Source organism: Paenibacillus sp. CFBP13512, assembly GCF_005233705.1.
Lineage (GTDB): Bacteria > Bacillota > Bacilli > Paenibacillales > Paenibacillaceae > Saccharibacillus > Saccharibacillus nuruki.
This window is the reverse complement of the sequence record NZ_QGAD01000008.1, coordinates 106,363-124,884: the sequence shown is the minus strand read 5'-3', so window position 1 is coordinate 124,884 and position 18,522 is coordinate 106,363. Positions and strand designations below refer to the sequence as shown.

Annotated in this window: 17 protein-coding genes; 13 read left to right on the top strand and 4 right to left on the bottom strand. The window is 38.6% G+C overall.

The window, feature by feature from the left end:
- The first annotated feature begins 149 nt into the window (after positions 1-149).
- Together PaeCFBP13512_RS13400 and PaeCFBP13512_RS13395 are read left to right on the top strand one after the other, a co-directional pair.
- Positions 150-749, top strand: coding sequence for a histidine phosphatase family protein (locus PaeCFBP13512_RS13400; RefSeq protein WP_069326277.1), 600 nt, complete (start codon positions 150-152; stop codon positions 747-749).
- Positions 750-787: 38 nt separating this feature from the next.
- Positions 788-1,405: an NUDIX hydrolase gene (locus PaeCFBP13512_RS13395; RefSeq protein ID WP_137223698.1), complete on the top strand. Its 618-nt coding sequence runs from the start codon at positions 788-790 to the stop codon at positions 1,403-1,405.
- 33 nt (positions 1,406-1,438) lie between these two features.
- Here the strand turns inward: PaeCFBP13512_RS13395 and PaeCFBP13512_RS13390 are convergent, their stop codons facing one another.
- The 3 genes from PaeCFBP13512_RS13390 to PaeCFBP13512_RS13380 all read right to left on the bottom strand — a co-directional run bounded on the left by PaeCFBP13512_RS13390 (position 1,439) and on the right by PaeCFBP13512_RS13380 (position 4,983).
- Positions 1,439-2,386 (bottom strand): AEC family transporter, encoded by a 948-nt coding sequence (locus PaeCFBP13512_RS13390; protein ID WP_137223696.1) that lies wholly within the window; start codon positions 2,384-2,386, stop codon positions 1,439-1,441.
- Positions 2,387-2,626: 240 nt separating this feature from the next.
- Entirely contained in the window at positions 2,627-3,598 is a 972-nt protein-coding gene (locus PaeCFBP13512_RS13385) for a nuclear transport factor 2 family protein (RefSeq protein ID WP_137223694.1), read from the bottom strand.
- A gap of 176 nt (positions 3,599-3,774) precedes the next feature.
- Positions 3,775-4,983: a cytochrome P450 gene (locus tag PaeCFBP13512_RS13380; protein WP_137223692.1), complete on the bottom strand. Its 1,209-nt coding sequence runs from the start codon at positions 4,981-4,983 to the stop codon at positions 3,775-3,777.
- Positions 4,984-5,110: 127 nt separating this feature from the next.
- Between PaeCFBP13512_RS13380 and PaeCFBP13512_RS13375 the strand changes: the two genes are divergently transcribed.
- The 3 genes from PaeCFBP13512_RS13375 to PaeCFBP13512_RS13365 all read left to right on the top strand — a co-directional run bounded on the left by PaeCFBP13512_RS13375 (position 5,111) and on the right by PaeCFBP13512_RS13365 (position 8,046).
- Positions 5,111-5,902, top strand: a complete 792-nt coding sequence (locus PaeCFBP13512_RS13375) for a GNAT family N-acetyltransferase (protein WP_137223690.1) — start codon at positions 5,111-5,113, stop codon at positions 5,900-5,902.
- A 204-nt stretch (positions 5,903-6,106) separates the two neighbouring features.
- Positions 6,107-7,018, top strand: coding sequence for a helix-turn-helix domain-containing protein (locus tag PaeCFBP13512_RS13370; RefSeq protein WP_137223688.1), 912 nt, complete (start codon positions 6,107-6,109; stop codon positions 7,016-7,018).
- A gap of 59 nt (positions 7,019-7,077) precedes the next feature.
- Positions 7,078-8,046, top strand: a complete 969-nt coding sequence (locus tag PaeCFBP13512_RS13365) for an aldo/keto reductase (protein ID WP_137223685.1) — start codon at positions 7,078-7,080, stop codon at positions 8,044-8,046.
- 70 nt (positions 8,047-8,116) lie between these two features.
- Here the strand turns inward: PaeCFBP13512_RS13365 and PaeCFBP13512_RS13360 are convergent, their stop codons facing one another.
- Entirely contained in the window at positions 8,117-9,832 is a 1,716-nt protein-coding gene (locus PaeCFBP13512_RS13360) for a glycoside hydrolase family 13 protein (protein ID WP_137223683.1), read from the bottom strand.
- A gap of 274 nt (positions 9,833-10,106) precedes the next feature.
- On the opposite strand from PaeCFBP13512_RS13360, the gene PaeCFBP13512_RS13355 reads away from it, so the two are divergent.
- The 8 genes from PaeCFBP13512_RS13355 to PaeCFBP13512_RS13320 all read left to right on the top strand — a co-directional run bounded on the left by PaeCFBP13512_RS13355 (position 10,107) and on the right by PaeCFBP13512_RS13320 (position 18,510).
- Positions 10,107-10,550 carry a GNAT family N-acetyltransferase gene (locus tag PaeCFBP13512_RS13355; RefSeq protein WP_069326285.1) on the top strand — a complete coding sequence of 148 codons (444 nt, stop codon included), beginning with the start codon at positions 10,107-10,109 and terminating at the stop codon, positions 10,548-10,550.
- 64 nt (positions 10,551-10,614) lie between these two features.
- Positions 10,615-11,175, top strand: coding sequence for a pyridoxamine 5'-phosphate oxidase family protein (locus PaeCFBP13512_RS13350; RefSeq protein WP_137223681.1), 561 nt, complete (start codon positions 10,615-10,617; stop codon positions 11,173-11,175).
- A 73-nt stretch (positions 11,176-11,248) separates the two neighbouring features.
- Complete coding sequence (locus PaeCFBP13512_RS13345) at positions 11,249-11,473, top strand: hypothetical protein (RefSeq protein WP_069326287.1); 225 nt, start codon at positions 11,249-11,251, stop codon at positions 11,471-11,473.
- Positions 11,474-11,506: 33 nt separating this feature from the next.
- Positions 11,507-12,463: an acetylxylan esterase gene (locus PaeCFBP13512_RS13340; RefSeq protein ID WP_137223679.1), complete on the top strand. Its 957-nt coding sequence runs from the start codon at positions 11,507-11,509 to the stop codon at positions 12,461-12,463.
- A 288-nt stretch (positions 12,464-12,751) separates the two neighbouring features.
- Positions 12,752-13,228: an Hsp20/alpha crystallin family protein gene (locus PaeCFBP13512_RS13335; protein WP_137223677.1), complete on the top strand. Its 477-nt coding sequence runs from the start codon at positions 12,752-12,754 to the stop codon at positions 13,226-13,228.
- A 172-nt stretch (positions 13,229-13,400) separates the two neighbouring features.
- Positions 13,401-14,315, top strand: a complete 915-nt coding sequence (locus PaeCFBP13512_RS13330; RefSeq protein ID WP_137223675.1) for a DnaJ C-terminal domain-containing protein — start codon at positions 13,401-13,403, stop codon at positions 14,313-14,315.
- Positions 14,316-14,328: 13 nt separating this feature from the next.
- A complete protein-coding gene (clpB, locus tag PaeCFBP13512_RS13325) occupies positions 14,329-16,998 on the top strand; it encodes an ATP-dependent chaperone ClpB (protein WP_137223673.1) in 2,670 nt (889 codons plus the stop codon).
- A 264-nt stretch (positions 16,999-17,262) separates the two neighbouring features.
- Positions 17,263-18,510: an S-layer homology domain-containing protein gene (locus tag PaeCFBP13512_RS13320; protein WP_161594269.1), complete on the top strand. Its 1,248-nt coding sequence runs from the start codon at positions 17,263-17,265 to the stop codon at positions 18,508-18,510.
- The last annotated feature ends 12 nt before the right edge of the window (positions 18,511-18,522 follow it).

Here is an 18,522-nt window from a genome sequence, read left to right as displayed (position 1 = left end):
TTTAGTGCGCTACGTTATATTGCCATATATAACACATGAAATCAATGCTTTGAATCAAATGTGACAGTATCGTATCTAAAATCAGCCTACGAATCGTCACCTAACAATGATAAAATAGATAGAACACGTACGTGAATGGAGGAATAAGAATGACTACATTTGGATTAATAAGACACGGAAGTACCATTTGGAATAAAGAAGGTAGAGCACAGGGAAGTTCAGATATTCCTCTGGATGAAGGTGGATGGGAACAAGCACGTCAACTAGGTAAACGCATCAAAACTGAATCTTGGGATCGGATTTATGTAAGTGATCTGATTCGTGCACAGCAGACGGCTCAAGCGATTGCAGAAGGTGGAGATTTGCAGATTAGCTCAGATCCTCGTCTACGTGAATTAGATGGAGGATTGATCGAAGGTACAACTCAAGCTGATCGGATCGCACGCTGGGGAGAAGATTGGAAAAGTCAGGATCTTGGACTGGAAACACCAGAATCAGGAGCGGCACGTGGGGTGAGCTGTCTAGAAGAACTGGTAAGCTTATATCCCAATGAACGTATTCTGATTGTAAGTCATGGTGTGCTACTCAATCATGTGCTGAATCAGATTCTATCTGATGAACCAAAATGGCATGGACTGGAAAATATGTCGATGACTGTTGTACACTGTAATGAAGATCATGTATGGAGCTGTGAATTATACAATTGTACTCAGCATTTGTTGCCGTCTGAAGCTGAAGCATTAGACTAAAAGGGACAGAGTGTGGCTGATCAAAGGAGAGCATAATCATGCAATTAAAGTGGCTAGAGTGGGCCAAACAAATTCAAGCAATCAGTCAAGCAGGGTTAGAATATTCCAAAGACATGTATGATATTGAACGGTTTGAACAGTTACGCGCACTTAGTGTAGAGATTATGCATCAGTACACCGATGTAGAAGTAGAAAAAGTACAAGAACTTTTTGCTAGTGAAACTGGTTATGCTACACCGAAAGTGGATATACGTGCGGTAGTTTTTCAACAGGATAAAATACTGATGGTACGTGAAAAGCAGGACGGTGCATGGGCATTACCCGGTGGATGGGGAGATATCGGATTGTCGCCCAAGCAGATCGCTGTGAAAGAAACCAGAGAAGAGTCTGGCTTTGAAGTAGAAGCGGTACGTCTGCTTGGTGTGGCTGACAAAAATTTTCATAATCATCCACCTTCTCCGTGGCATGTGTATAAGTTTTTTATTTTGTGCCGTATTGTCGGTGGAGAAGCAACTGTAGGTGACGAGACATCCGATGTAGGCTTTTTTGCTGCGCATGAATTGCCACCTTTATCAGTTGAACGTAATACAGAAGAGCAAATGTTGAAAATGTTTGATTGTATGAAGAGTCCGCACAAAACCGTATTTTGCGATTGATACTCATAAAATCTATCCATCATCAGGATCAGCTTAGGACTGTAACCAGACAATCAATACAGGCATTAGAATAAATGAAGCCAGTGTAGTCCAGAGAATACAACGTGAGACAAGCTTAGGCGCGGCATTGAATTGCCCTGCAAGAATAACAGCATTAACGGCTGTTGGCATTGAGGTCAAGATTAATAAGACACTAAACAATATCCCTTCTACTTGTAACCATGTTAACAATAGCCATGACAGCAACGGAGCGACCAGCAGACGGATACTTAGACCTGCCCAGAACGCTCTGTTGCTAGACTGTGTTGTCTGGTTAGCAGTAACTGTAGCGCTTGTAGAGCCTACACTGATCATTTGTGTACCTAGCACGACAAGAGCGACGGGTGAATAGGCGGCAGCTAACATCGCAAATCCTGAATCGAGTGCAGTAGGGAGCGCAATATCAGTGACTCTCAAGATCACAGCAATCAGTGTGGCATAGATGGCAGGCAGACGGAATATAGCCAACCCTGCTTGCTTAACGGAAAATTGAGAACGAGCTGCAAAAAACACACCTACCGTATTTACAATAATCATTTGCCCGATAACATAGACAGAAGCTTTATCTAATCCCAATTGTCCAAAAGCAAGCAACACCAACGGTAATCCATAATTCACACAATTCGTAAATGTAGAAATAAGGGTTAGACCTGCTTGTTCTTCTTTATTTAATTGCAGGATACGGCTCATACCGATTGCAATTGCCCATAACAATACAAGGCTTAATAAAGAGAAACTAATCGTGGTGCCGATATCATTTAAAGAAATATCTGCATGTAGCAACGTATTAAAAACAATGGCGGGCGTCAATACATAAAGTGACATCGTAGCAATCGGTTTGCTATCTAGATTGCGGAAGCGCTTGAGTAGAATACCACCAATCACAGGTAGCGAAATCGGTAAAAAAACTTGGTATAACGTGTGTAACAGATTCATGATCAAATGATATTCATCCTTTCCAGTACGATGTTATCAATTTACGTCTGAATCTATAGTTCGTCAAATACCTATATCCTATTCGTTTATAGGCTGTAACTATTAATGATAATTTACTTATTGGTTATAGTGATGTGAGGATAAATATACTGATATGTATACACGCAAAAGCCACTTCGCTATTCTACATCACATAGAATACGTTGAAGTGGCTTTTGCGTGTTCCTAGCTTTTTAACCTAATGATTTAAAACATTGTGTTTTTATTTGCTGATTTCTCAGGGACGGCTTGAACAGTGTCCCAGTGTTCTACAATTTTACCATTAGCTACACGGAAAATATCGACAACCGCAGACCCACGATCATTTTTATCCATACGACTCCAGCTATGCAGAACAACGATGTCGCCTTCAGCAATCACTCGAATAATTTTGTTACTGCTGCTTTTATTCGATTGCAAGAAAGAAGCGAATTGATTCAAAGGTTCTCTGCCTGTAGGTACACTTGGATTATGTTGAATATAATCTTCAGCAACATATTTATTGATTACAGAGACATCATGTTTGTTGAATAGATCATCGTAAAAAGTTCGCACCATTTTGGCATTGGCTTGGACTTCACTTGGACTGAGAGGAGTCACTTCTACTGGTGTGCCTTTAGCAGGGAACATGGTATTCGTATTTGCTGATTTCTCAGGAACCGGTTGGAAAACATCCCAGTGTTCGACGATTTTATTGTTTTTGATACGGAAAATATCGACTACGGAACTTCCACGATCTTTTGCACCTGTTGTCACATGATTATGCACAACCACTAGATCATTTTGAGCGATAATACGTTTGACTTCGGATTTATAATTTGGATTCTGCTTCAGATAAGATCCAAAAAATTTCACAAAAGCTTGGCGACCGTCACCAGCTAACGGATTATGTTGCTTATAATTAGAAGCAATATACAAGCTAGTTTTGTTCAATTCATGATCATTGAAAACATCTTTGTACATGTTGAGTACCAGCTTTTTATTTTTGGCCAGTTGAGCTTCAGTAGACTTGGCTGTTGTCGCACTAGCTGCTGTAACACTGGTGGAAGACATTGGGGTAGGAGAAGAGGTGCATGTATTATCTTTTGATCCTGTAAGCGGACTTGCATGTACTCCTGTCACTGCTAGTGCAGATACCAATGTAAAGCTGATCGCTAACGTACTTGTTTTCTTCATCATGAATAACACTCCTTTGTATAAAACATTGTCTATCCTGTATGGATGAAATGATTGTAACTTATATAGTTACAAGTGTGCAAGTTTTACTTTAAACCGTTTACATACTTGTAGAAACAACAAAAAGAGCCACTTCGTGTCAGGTAGACGTTGAAGTGGCTCTTCGTATATAATGACTTCTATTCGTTAACGTGTAGAGGTGTGAATGTGACAGGATACTCTTTGACTCCAAATACAAAAGCACTTTGAATCGGTTGTAGTGGTGTATTAGGAACCAATTGAATCTGATCCATATGACTTAATAATGTCTGAAGTACAACTCTGCCTTCTAAGCGAGCAAGCGGAGCACCGAGACAGAAGTGGATTCCGAATCCGAATCCCATGTGTTGATTTGGTTTGCGATCAGGAATAAATGAATCTGCGTTTGCAAATTTCTGTTCATCTCGATTGGCTGAGCCGACCCATGAGATGACTTGATCACCGGCTTGAATTGTTTGTCCACCTAATTCAACGGTTTCTTTGGCAACACGTCCAATAGCGACAATTGGTGGATAATAACGTAGAGTTTCTTCTACAGCGGTCTGAATCATTTCAGGATGTTCACGCAATTGCTGTTGCAACTGAGGTTGTTCCGCTAGAATACGAACAGTATTGGTAATCAGATTAGTGGTAGTTTCATTACCCGCTGCTAATAATAAAATACAGAAACCGACGATTTCTTTGTCTGTTAATTTCTGTCCATCAATTTCGGCTGCTAATAATAACGATATCAAATCGTCTTCTGGTTGAACACGGCGTTGCTCCATAATATTCATAAAGTACGAAGACAATTCTTCATGATTTTTAGCCTTTTCAACCATTAACTCTTGAAAAGCTTCATCACTATCATTTTTAGCACCTTTAACCTGAATATCAGACCACTCTTTAAATCGTTCACGATCCGATGAAGGCACACCGATCAATTCAGCGATTACGATCACAGGTAGTGGTGTAGCTAGATCATGTACCATCTGAATCTGTCCTGTAGCTAAATGAGGGGCTAACAGATCATCAGCAATCTCTTGAATCCGTGGTGCGAGTGCTTCGATCGCCCGTGGAGTAAATGCTTGATTGACGAGATCACGTAATTGTTTGTGTTTGGGTGGATCCGTAGTTAACATACTTTCATTGGCACGGTTACGCTGGGACGAGAATAATTTCGGATTTTTAAGTACATATTGTACATCTTCATAGCGAAAAATATCCCAACATTTGCGATTTTCATCATAACGAACAGGAGTCTGTTCTCTCATTTCATCATAAACGTTAAAGGGAGAAAGCTGGCTTTCTATCGCCGCTAGTTCTCGAATAGGAATGTAGTTGGCATATTTCTTGGTAGCTTGATTCATCATATTCCTCCGCCTTTATATATTTATTTACATATTAATTTCTTTCTTTATTATAAACGTACTTGTACTAAGATACAAATTTTGTAATTTTTATGTTGAATATACAGATCTAAAGGAAGTGTCAATCATGCATTCATTATGGAAAAAGATCGAACAAAGTTCTTTAGAGACTTGGCCTGCACTGCATAGTAAAAAAGTAGGTGGATGGAATGTGCGCTTGTCAGATGGATATAGTAAACGTTCCAATTCAGTCAGCACTTTAGAGGATATTGATCCCGATGTAACACTAGAAGATCAGATTGCGAGTTGTGAAGCGAATTATCATAAGGCCGGATTACCTGTGGTCTTCAAGATGACTCCTTTTACCCAACCATCAGAGTTAGATCAACAGTTGCACCTACGCAATTATCAGATTCAAGATGAGACCCGTGTGCAGTGCAGATCATTAGCAGGAATAGAGGAAGAATATAAGCAGTACCAGGAGTCCAGATCAGATAAATTATCGCAACTGACTTATACGATTCAAGAGCAGTGGAGTGAAGAGTGGATTAAGCAAGCAAGTGCACTTGGAGAATGGCCTGACAGTGTGGGACATTCTATCGCCAAGTTGATGAGTGTAAATACATTGCCCAAAGCATACATGACCGTATATCAAGCCGATCAACCTGTAGCTTGTGTTATCGGTGTGCTAGATCATGATTATATGGGCATCTATGATGTGATTACAGGCGCTCCGTATCGTCGTCAAGGTATCGCCAAAATGATGTTATATCATTTAATGAAATGGGCTCAATCACATGGAGCAAGTTACACCTATCTACAAGTGGGCGAACATAATCAAGCGGCTATTCAGTTATATGCAGGTTTAGGATTTGAGGAAGTCTATCGTTATTGGTATCGTGTACTGTTGGAAAAATAAACAAGAGCGCCTATTTTCTAAGGCGCTCTTTGTTATATAGTAATACTTCAAATCCTGATTTTAGCTACAATAATCAGCGATTCGATTATTTCATTGCTGAATTCAATTCTATACAATCAATATATACACATTTCACATAAATACTTTTCACGGTAAGGAGGCGTTATATTAATATTAAAAAAGGTATATGAAAGGAAGCACAGTATGACAGATGAAATACTGCCTATTGTTAAAATAAACTCTATTTCTGAACAGCATCATTATATGGGAATTCCCAAGCCTGAACATCCTCTAATTAGTATTTTTAAAATAGACGATCTTCCGCATGCTAATCATGATGCAGTCCGTATGAATATGAATTTGTACACCATTTCTTTGAAAAGAAACGTAGATAACAAAATAAAATATGGTCAGAATTATTACGACTTTGATGAAGGAATCATGGGGTTAATGTCTCCTGGTCAAATTTTTACTAATGATAATAGAGGAAATATTACTGGATGGTTTTTAGCTTTTCATCCTGATTTTATTAGAAATTATCCATTAGGGCAAAAAATCAAAAACTACGGCTTTTTTTCCTATAATGTAAATGAAGCATTGCATGTATCAGAAAAAGAAGAAAACATGATCTTGAATATTATGGATAGCATCAAAAAAGAATATCATGCCTCTATTGATAATTATAGCCAAGATGTTATGGTCTCCCATCTTGAGGTGTTGCTAAATTACACAAATAGATTTTATAACAGACAGTTTATCACACGCAAAGCACCTAATCTGGATTTGCTAGACAAAATAGATGTTTTGCTTACTGGCTATTTAGATAATGAATTAGGACAGGAACATGGTCTTCCGACTGTACAATATCTGTCAGAAAAATTAAATATCTCTGCAAATTATTTGAGCGATATGTTGAGAAAATATACAGGACAAAGCGCGCAAAAACATATTCATTATCAGTTGACCGAAAAAGCAAAAAATTACTTGGCAACGACAACATTATCCGTCAGTGAAATTTCATATTTGTTGGGATTTGAGCATCCACAGTCATTCAGTAAATTGTTCAAAAGTAAAACGGATCAATCACCATTAGAATATAGAAGTTCTTTCTATTGATAGGATAAAAACTATTAATAAATTGGCAATAGATGAGAACATTAAAGGAGATTAGAACAATGAAAACGACAAAATTAGGCAATAGCGATGTGACAGTATCTTCTATCGGTTTGGGACTTATGGGAATGTCAGGTATATATGGTCAAAGTAATGATGAGCAGTCTATTCAAACGATTCATAGAGCATTAGAGCTTGGTGTGACTCTTTTGGATTCTGCAGATGTGTATGGAAATGGACATAATGAAGAATTGCTTGGGAAAGCTTTACAAGGTCGCAGGGATCAAGCAATAGTCGCTACGAAATTTTCATACGGACCTGATTTTCAAACTATTAACGGTCATCCCGATTATGTGAAAAAAGCAGTAGAAGAAAGTCTTCGCAGATTAAATATGGATTATATTGATCTTTATTATCAACACCGTGTAGATCCAAATGTGCCGATTGAAGAAACTGTAGGAGCTATGAGTGAGCTAGTTAAAGCAGGTAAAGTACGTTATCTTGGACTATCTGAAGCTTCTGCACAGACCATTAGACGAGCACATGCTGTACATCCTATTTCTGCACTGCAAACAGAGTATTCTTTATGGAGTAGAGAAGTAGAAGCAGATATTTTACCTGTTCTTAACGAATTAGGTATTACTTTTGTAGCTTATAGTCCTCTAAGTCGTGGCTTTATTTCTGGCGAATTGCGTAAATTTGAAGATCTGGCAGAAGATGATTTACGTAGGTATTTACCAAGATTCCAAAAAGAAAATTTCCAGAAAAACGTAGATATTGTTGAAGAGATTTTGAAAATGGCTAACGAAAAAGGATGTACAGCATCACAATTAGCATTGGCATGGACGATAGCTAAAGGTGCTCTACCTATTCCAGGAACTAGAAGAGTTAGTTATCTAGAAGAAAATGCAGAAGCAACAAATATTGTATTAACTCCAGATGAATTAGAACGTATAGAAGCGGTTAGCCCTGAATCTGCTATTCAAGGCGGTCGTTACGAAGATTCGCATATGAAAGGTTTAAATATTTAAAATAGATCATGATGTGAAATCTAGAACGTGAAAAGAGCGCTTATGATAAAGCGCTCTTTTTTCTTGAAATTTATTGAGCCGCTTTCGGCAATACAAATGGGGTGTCTTTGTAATATACTCTGGTCTCATATGGACGTAATGGCAACGAATGAAGATGATGATGTTCATGCTCATCATAATTAGACAACACCAATTCCCAACCTTCATCACTAATACGTTCAGACAATTCGAATGTCGGTTCATCGTCAAAGAAGTTCATAATAACCATCAGTTCTGTACCTTCATAACTGCGTATAAATGAATACACTTGATGATGCAGTGCGCATAGTAAACGATAATCACCATAGATCACGACCGGATATTTTTTGCGTAAAGCGATCAGGTTTTTGTAATAGTAAAAGATCGAATCTGGATCATTCAATGCTTGTTCAACATTGATATCGGTATAGTTCGAATTCACTTGAATCCATGGATTACCGTCTGTAAAACCCGCATGGGTTGTGTTATCCCACTGCATAGGGGTACGGGCATTATCACGACTACGTCTAGCTAGATTTTGAAGAATTTCTTTTTCGGTTTTGCCTTCTTTTAACGAAATATTATAGTAATTAATCGTCTCTACATCACGATAATCTTCGATATGTTCAAAGCTAGCATTCGTCATCCCAATCTCTTCACCTTGATAAATATAAGGCGTTCCTTGCAGTAAATGGATAAGAGTGGCTAGCATTTTGGCAGATTGTTTACGATATTCGCCTGTATTTCCGAATCGGGATAGATGTCTGGGTTGATCATGATTAGAGAAATAGTTAGCATTCCAGCCTTTACCATGAAGAACGGTCTGCCAGTGACTCATAATCTTTTTGATATCAAGTAAGTTCCAGCTTCGTCCAACCCATTTGGAACTTCCTGTACCCACACAATCCAGATGCATATGCTCAAATTGGAATACCATATCCAGTTCATGACGTTCATTACCTACATATTCTAATGCTTGTTCAGGGCCAAGACCGGATGTTTCGCCGACAGTCATTAGATCACGAGTTGCAAATACCTGTTGATTAAGGTCTTTGAGTAGGGTGTGTACTTTTTCGAGATTAGAGAAAAATTGAAAAGCTTGCACTACAGGTAAGTTTTGCGGATTATCTGCGTCAGGGAGACCGACAGCTTTGACAATATGAGCAATCGCATCCAAGCGGAATCCATCGACCCCTTTGTCCATCCACCAGCGGATCATATCATGAAGTTCGTTGACGACTTCTTTATTTTCCCAATTGAGATCGGGTTGTTGACGAGCATAGAGATGCATATAATATTCTTCAGTTTTCTGATCATATTCCCAGACCGATCCACTAAAGTAAGATTCCCAGTTATTCGGATAACCGCCATTTTTCCCTTTGCGCCAGATATAATAATCGCGCTTCGGATTATCGATAGAAGAACGTGATTCTACAAACCAATCATGCTTATCGGATGTATGATTCAGCACCATATCCAGCACGACTTTAATTCCACGTTCATGAGCTTCTCGCATAAATTCATCGAAATCTTGCATCGTTCCAAAATCTTTCATAATCGCTTGGAAATTGCTAATATCGTATCCATTATCAAAATTAGGAGATTCATAGATTGGACATAGCCAGATCGCACCGATCCCTAACTCTTGCAGATAATCTAGTTTGGAAATAATTCCTTGAAAATCACCGATACCATCACCGTTAGAATCTTTGAAACTTCTTGGATAAATCTGATAAATAGCATTTTCTTTCCACCATTTGCGTATCATCGTTGTTCCTCCATCTGCAAGCTGATTATATGTTCGTTGTTAAAAGTGTTTTCCACCATTTTGTATAGTTGTAGGTATAAAATAGGGGCTTAACGTTCTAAGCGCTACGATGTACGCTATATCTCTACTTTACTTTTATCCAATTTACCTACTTACGAAAACGAAAATAAGTATTCTTATCGTATTCTTACCTGAAATGTGTATTTATTGTGGTCATTCATCGTATCTGCTAAACTGCTAACAAATACATATTTATCTAAAGGAGTTTGTCATAATGAATAATCATACGGTTGTTATTCGCGAAGCACATCAGCAAGATATCACGCCATTAGTAGGGTTAATGGAGCAATTAGGTTATCCGACGACAGAAGAAGTTTTTAAAATAAGAATGGATGCTTTAGAGCAACATGAAGATTATCAAATCTTTGTTGCTGAAGTGGATGAGCAAGTGGTTGGGATGATTGGATTAATCCGTGAACTTCGATTTGAACGAGATGGTGTACATGTACGCATCGGTTCATTAGTTGTGAATGAGCAATACCGCGGAGCAGGAATTGGACATTCTTTAGTACAAGCGGCAGAAGGTTGGGCAGGCAGTGTCGGTGCTCAAGCGATAGCTCTAAATAGTGGTAATCGTGATGAACGTACAGGAGCACATGAATTTTATCGTAAATTGGGCTTTGCAGGGTTATCCACAGGGTTTGTCAAAAAACTATAAGTCAGTAGAGTATAATATGTCTATATCAGAATAATCACATCTATGTATAGAGAGGATGTTCATGATGGCTAAAGCATTTGATTCGATCTCTCCCGAGCATGCGAATTTTATTCAAGCACAGAAGATGTTTTTTGTAGGTAGTGCTGGAGTAGATGGTCATGTCAATATTTCGCCTAAAGGTTACGATTCATTTCGCATGTTATCTCCTAATCAGGTCGCTTATCTTGATCTAACAGGTAGTGGTAATGAGACCAGTGCACATTTGCAAGATAACAATCGAATGACGTATATGTTTATCGCTTTAGAAGGTAAGCCCCAGATTTTGCGCTTGTATGGAGATGGACAAGTTATTTTACCTGATGATTCTGCATGGGAGCAATATGCCTCACTATTTGATCTACATCCCGGATATCGACAGATTATTGTATCGAATATTCACCGGGTGCAGACTTCTTGCGGGTATAGTATTCCTTTCTATACGTATGAAGGTGAACGAAATACATTAATAGATTGGGCAGGCAATAAAGGCGAAGAACAATTGGAACAATATCGCAAGCAGAAAAACTCAACCACAATCGATGGCATCACAACCCCGATCGGTAAAAAGTTTGCTGATATGCGGTAAATTGTTGTATTTCACCTGTATTATTGATAGCATTCAAATGATGGATTATATATGCAGATGAAGAGGGATGAGCATGAAATTGATCAATACGATCAAAAATAATTTTAGAATATCTGATTTTATTACATGGTATGTGATTATGGCGATTTTGTTGACTGTATTAGAAGTGAAAAATAATCCAGATGGTGTTACTTTTCTAGGTGTATTGATTACACTTGTAACTGCACTGATTCCAGCGGCTATTTTTAGTTTCTTTTTCCGCTTGATTACAGGATGGATTGTAAAGCTTAACGAATAAATGAAAGTTTAGACCTACAAAGGAGTCATTATGATGAAAAATCATGCGATTGCGAGACGAGTCCGTGAATTGGAACAATATGCCCCGATGCACACAGCACAATCTGATTTAGCTGATTTTTGGCAATACACATTACAACAATTTAAAGATAAACCTTTACATGCACAGCAAACGAAGCAAGTGACACCCATGAAAGCTATTGAATCGTATCAAGTGATCTATGAAGGGTTTGACGATACGCCTTTACATGGCATTTATGTACGTCCTGCCGATCAAAAAGGGCAACCTATACCTTGTATCGTTATGTTCCACGGGTATACGATGAACAAAGGGTATCCTGAAGATTATGCACATTGGACAGCGATGGGCTATGCGGTATTCGCGATTGATATTCGCGGTCAGGGTGGAGATACAGGCAATCATTTGAATTCTGATTTTGGGATGAGTAGTGGTTGGTTGTCTCAAGGATTGTTGGACAAAGATCACTTCTATTATCGAGCGATTACGGTGGATGCACTTAAAGCGATAGAATGGGTAGCTCAGCAAGCCGATGTAGATCATACCAAGATTGCTGTGTACGGAAGCAGTCAAGGTGGCGGACTGGCACTGATCACGTCTGCACTTAGTGATATTCCAGTGATTGCTGTCGCTAATATTCCGAATATGAGTCATATGGATTTTGGGATCTTAAATTCAGAAAGTTCACTACGTGAAGCTGCTCAATTGGTAAGTCGTTATCCTGAGCATTTGGATCAAGTGTTAGAGACGTTGAGTTATTTTGATATGATTAATCTAGCTGATCGTATTCAGGTGCCTATCTTGATCTCATGTGGTCTTAAAGATACGGTCTGTATGCCTGAAACGGTCTATGCTGTCTATAACCGGATTCATTCGGAAAAAGAAATGTGCTTGTATCCGTTTGATGGGCATATGGTAAGTCCATATCATCAACGTAAAACGATGGAATTTGTGCAGAAACATTTCGGATAAAGTATAGATATATTGCTAAAAGACTGTTTCGAGATAGATAAGAAACAGTCTTTTTTTGCTAAAAATTATTTCTTTTTAAATAAAAGGTCAAAATAGGTCGAAATCGTTAAAAGAAGTTGAAAACAAGAATTTTAATATAAAAAAGACCTGAAAATCGATCTAAATGAACTTATTTTGTCTATAATCAATTTTGATCAAATCCAAGGTCATAACTATAATAAAGACATAAGGTCAAACAAAGTCAAACACATCAAAAGCACTTAAAATCATTTAAGGAGGAGATTGTATATGTTTGATTTAGTTCCTTTTGGTAAACGTCGTGAGGATATGTTGAGTCAATGGATGAAATCTTTTGAAGATGATTTGTTAACACCGTTCAAAGGATCGACCTTGTCCTTCCGTACGGATATTCGAGAAAATGAAAAAGCATATCTAGTTGAAGCCGAATTGCCTGGTTTGCAAAAAGAGAATATCGACATTGATTATGCAGCTCCTTATCTGACGATCAAAGCTGTTCAGCAACAAGAACGCCAAGAAGAAAATACAGATCAACGTATGGTGCGTAAAGAACGTCGTTATGGAGAATATGTCCGGAGATTTTATGTACAAGATATTGAAGAAGATCAGATTCAAGCCACTCTGAAAGATGGGATATTGTTACTAACTATTCCGAAAAAACAGCGCTCTGAAGGACGACGAATTCAGATTGATGGAAGTTCCTCTACAGCTCGACTTGAAGACGGACAGCAAACGTCTTCTGAATAAAGGTCGCATCATTCGCAGGTTAGCTGTAAAATAATTGTATATCCAGAGGTGCATTGTAGATTAAACAGCTATGATGCACCTTTTTTAAGTAAAAAGAAGCCATTCCGCTTATTTTCCTGTAAAGTACGTTAATAAATAGAAAGATTAGAGCTACAGGAAAGGGGGAGAACCTATGGTCAAAGATTACTATAAGATTCTAGGGGTTAATCGCGAAGCTTCATCCAAAGAGGTTAAAAAAGCATATCAACAACTAGCTAAGAAATGGCATCCTGATGTTAATAAAGCAACAGAAGCGGAAAGTAAATTTAAAGAAATTGCAGAAGCTTATGAAACGTTAAGTCATACTTCTAAAAAAGAACAATATGATCAACAACTATATGCTCAAGAAAATCCTGCTCGTCGTACAAGAGCGAATACCGCATATTCAACCCGTGAAAATAATGCAGGTCGAGCTTACAATTTTGATAGTTTTGATAATGCAGGTTTTCCTGATGAAGACCTATTCGATATGTTTTTCAATAGTCGTACCGGTGGTCAAGGGATGGGTATGGGAAATATCACTCAAACGTTGCGTGCCAATCTAGATATTACATTAGAACAAGCCTACCGGGGAGATCGTATCTCTGTACGGGTTAGTGGGAAGTCGATTCAACTTAAACTGCCTGTTCGTATCAAAAATAATAGTACTTTAAAAATCCGTGGCAATGGTAGCAATGGACTTGATCCGAACGAAGAATTATTGATTAGTTTCCATATTGTACATCATTCTATGTATACGATAGAAGAAAGTAACCTTGTTGCAGTAGCTCAAATAGCACCATGGCAAGCGATTTTCGGTGGAGATATACCTGTACGTTTACCTGATCAATCTACAGTTCGCCTTAAAATACCTGCTGGCACACAGACTGGTCACACCTTGCGACTATCAGGCAAAGGATTAAGCAAAGATAAACATAACTATGGTGATGTACTCATCCGTATTGAAATGATTATTCCTGAAATTAATGATATCGACGAGCAAGAACGTAAGCTTTATCGTCAATTAGCAGAATTTAACCCGTTCCAGCCTCAAATCAAAAATAACTAAGGAGGAGTTCACAATGGATTATAATAAGCTGACTCAAAAGCTTCAAGAAGCTGTCGCTTCTTCACAATCCATTGCTTCAACGATGGGGCATCAAGAGATTGATACGACTCATCTGTTAAAAGCATTACTAGAACAATCAGAAGGTTTATTACCTAGATTATTGCAAAAGATGAATATTTCATTGTCAGAAGTAACCAGACTGAATAACGAATTATTGCGTCGCAAACCAACCATTAGCGGGTCTTCTGGGGCAGTACGTCGTTATGCATCACCTGCTTTATTATCTGTGTTAGATCAAGCCGAGCAAGAAGCCAATAAGATGCAAGATGAATTTGTAGCTGTAGAACATGCTGTACTGGCTATCGTATCGGGACATGATCGTGAGAATCAAGAGATACGCAAAATGTTAGAACAACAAGGATTAACACGTGATCCTTTATTAGCGGCATTGGCTGAGATACGAGGTCATCAACGGGTAACCAGTCGTGAACCGGAAGCCACTTATGAAGTGTTGCAAAAATACGGTCGTGATCTTGTGGCAGAAGTGCGTAGTGGCAAAGTCGATCCAGTGATCGGACGGGATGCAGAGATTCGCCGTGTGATTCGTATTTTATCGCGTAAAACCAAAAACAATCCGGTATTAATCGGTGAACCAGGTGTCGGTAAAACAGCCATCGTAGAAGGTCTAGCTCACCGAATTGTTCGTAAAGACGTACCGGAAGGGCTGAAAGACAAAACGATCTTTTCATTAGATATGAGCGCACTGGTTGCTGGTGCAAAGTATCGGGGTGAATTTGAAGAACGTCTACAAGCAGTACTCAAAGAAATTCGTGAAAGTGATGGACGGATTATCTTATTTATTGATGAATTGCATACGATTGTTGGAGCAGGGAAAACAGAAGGCTCCATGGATGCAGGTAATATGCTCAAACCGATGTTGGCACGTGGAGAACTTCATTGTATTGGTGCAACCACACTGGATGAATATCGCAATTATATCGAGAAAGATCCAGCTTTGGAGCGTCGTTTTCAACAGGTACTTGTACATGAGCCCAATGTTGAAGATACGATCTCTATTTTACGTGGCTTAAAAGAACGATTTGAAGTACATCATGGTGTTAAAATTCATGATAGTGCGATTGTAGCGGCGGGTGTGTTATCAGATCGTTATATTTCAGATCGTTTTTTACCAGATAAAGCGATTGATCTGATTGATGAAGCGTGTGCGATGATTCGTACAGAGATCGATTCGATGCCAAGTGAAATGGATGAAGTGACACGTCGTATTATGCAGATTGAGATCGAAGAAGCAGCACTGACTAAAGAAACCGATGACGCCAGTCAACGTCGATTAGAGCATTTACAACGTGAACTTGCAGATCTTAAAGAAAAACAATTAGAAATGACAGCACGTTGGGAAAAAGAAAAGTCAGCGATTCAAATCGTACGGGATCTCAAAAAGAATTTAGAACAAGCACGCAACGATCTATTAGAAGCACAAGAAGAATATGATTTGAACAAATCGGCTGAACTCAGTTATGGGATTATTCCAGATCTGGAACGTCAATTGAAGCAAGCCGAAGAAGAAGCTTATCAAGATCAAGACAATCGTTTATTACGTGAAGCTGTCACTGAAGAAGAAATTTCAGATATCGTTTCTCGCTGGACGGGTATTCCAGTAAGTCGTCTGGTTGAAGGAGAGCGAGACAAGTTATTACGGTTAGAAGATAGTCTGCATGAGCGTGTAGTCGGTCAAGATGAAGCTGTACAATTGGTTGCTGATGCTGTTATTCGTTCGCGCGCAGGGATTAAAGACCCGAATCGTCCAATAGGTTCTTTTTTATTCCTTGGACCGACAGGAGTAGGGAAAACTGAACTTGCCAAGTCGATTGCTGCTTCTTTATTTGATCGTGAAGACGGTATGATTCGAATTGACATGTCGGAATATATGGAGAAACATAGCGTTTCTCGTCTGGTCGGCGCACCACCAGGATATGTCGGTTATGAAGAAGGCGGTCAGTTAACAGAAACTGTACGTCGTCAACCGTACTCAGTATTGCTGTTGGATGAAGTGGAGAAAGCTCATCCAGATGTATTTAATATTTTATTGCAATTATTAGACGATGGACGATTAACGGATTCGCAAGGACGAGTGGTGGATTTTAAAAATACGATCGTTATTATGACTTCTAATATTGGTTCTACTCATCTGGTTAGTGGATTAGAGGAAGATGGAGAGTGGAGCGAAACGGTACGTGGAAATGTGATGCGTGAACTCGGTCATCATTTCCGCCCTGAATTTCTAAATCGTGTCGATGATATTGTGTTGTTCAAGCCGCTAAGCTTAACTGAAATTGGACAGATTGTTCGTAAATTAGTCGAGCATTTGCAAGCACGCCTGAATGATCGTCAGATTACACTACAATTGACCGATGAAGCCGTGAATCTAATCGCTGAACAAGGTTTTGATCCTGCATATGGTGCAAGACCCCTCAAACGGTTTATTCAGCGAGCGTTAGAAACCAAAGTTGCTCGTGCAATGATTGCTGGTGAAGCGTCAGAAGGATCGACTGTTGTAGTGAGTATGGTGGATAACGAATTGCAGATTGTAATTCAGCCAGCCTCTGGATCATCTGAAGACCAACCGATAGAAGGCGATTCTGCTGCGGTATCAATCGGATAATCATAAAGTTATTTACAGGTGAGAATAGATATGATATTCTTGCCAAAAGAAAACTATGTCTTAATACCTATAATATCGCGAAGCACGCGGATTATTCCTTACTAAGGGAGTAATCCGCTTTTTTGTGTTTAATTCTCGGTATAACTGATTATTTGCTAACTAAATAAGTACTTGGAAGAATCCTATTTATCCCATATAATGATGCTTGTGGTACATAAATTAGGTTTAAATACCTAAAAATTGATGAATAGAGGAATAACTTATATGAAAAAATTAATAGTATCTGTTTTGGCAACATCTATCGTCTGTGCAGGCATCACTTATTTAGAGCCGCTGTTACATTCGTCTACAGCATCCCAACCCCCTTCTGTAGCTTATGCATCCAGCTCCTCAGGGAATTTTAAAGATGTCAAAGGACACTGGGCAGAAGCAACAATTGCCAAAGCGTATGCTATGGGACTTGTTCAAGGTTATCAAGATGGTACTTTTCGTCCTAATGCCAAAGTAACACGTGCTGAATATGCTTCACTGTTAACAAGAGCAACCAAGCTTGGAAGCGGAACGGGTGGTTCATCTTTCAAAGACATGAAAGGGCATTGGGCAGAAAGTGCAGTTACTAGATTATCAGCACTTGGTTTTATTAATAACATTGATTATTCGAATGGATTCAAGCCCAATACAGAGTTAACGCGCTTAGAAATGATGAAATGGATGAGTAATGGATTAGTGCAGTCCAATACCAGCTTTAAGCAAGCCTTTGAAGATACTCAAAATACATTATTGCCTACACCAGAAGCGACAAAAGGTAAAATTGCTAAAGCTCAAATTCCTTATCTTGCTCTTGTCAGAGGTACAGGGATTGTAGGCGGATTTGCAGATGGTTCATTACAACCGGAAGAACCGACAACCCGTGCAGAAGTTGCTGCTATTTTATTAAGATATATTGATATTGAAGGTCAAGAAGCCAGTAAGTATGCTGATCTGAATGAAATGAGAGAAGTAGGAACAACAGGGACTAATTTGTTGACGATCTCGAATTATAAATACACTGAAGGCGATTTTGGAAAGATTATGGATACGAAAATGACTTTAAGCAATAAGTCAGCTTCCTTAAAATTACATCATTATATTGTTATTGATGCTCGTAATAGCAAACCTAGAAGTGTATATTCCGATTTATTTATTGATCCACAAAAAGGGTTAAAATCTTATCAAAAAGGATTGTTTTTGACGTATGCAGATATAACGTTTACCACTATGACTGAATATTCTAATTTAAGTGTGAATACTTACAATAATGGCTTAGAAAATAGCGTTATAGGTATTAATCGTCCATCAGATGTAGATTATATAAACAAGATGGGAATCAATACGATTGCAAAAGATTTTAATAATTTTAAAGTTATCGGCAAAACTACATCTTTCTGGACGGAATCTAATATTGATGCAAATGGAACAGGATACAGATTAAGAGTAGATAATAACAATGAAGTGCGTTTTAACAATCGATAATAGTTTTTGAGG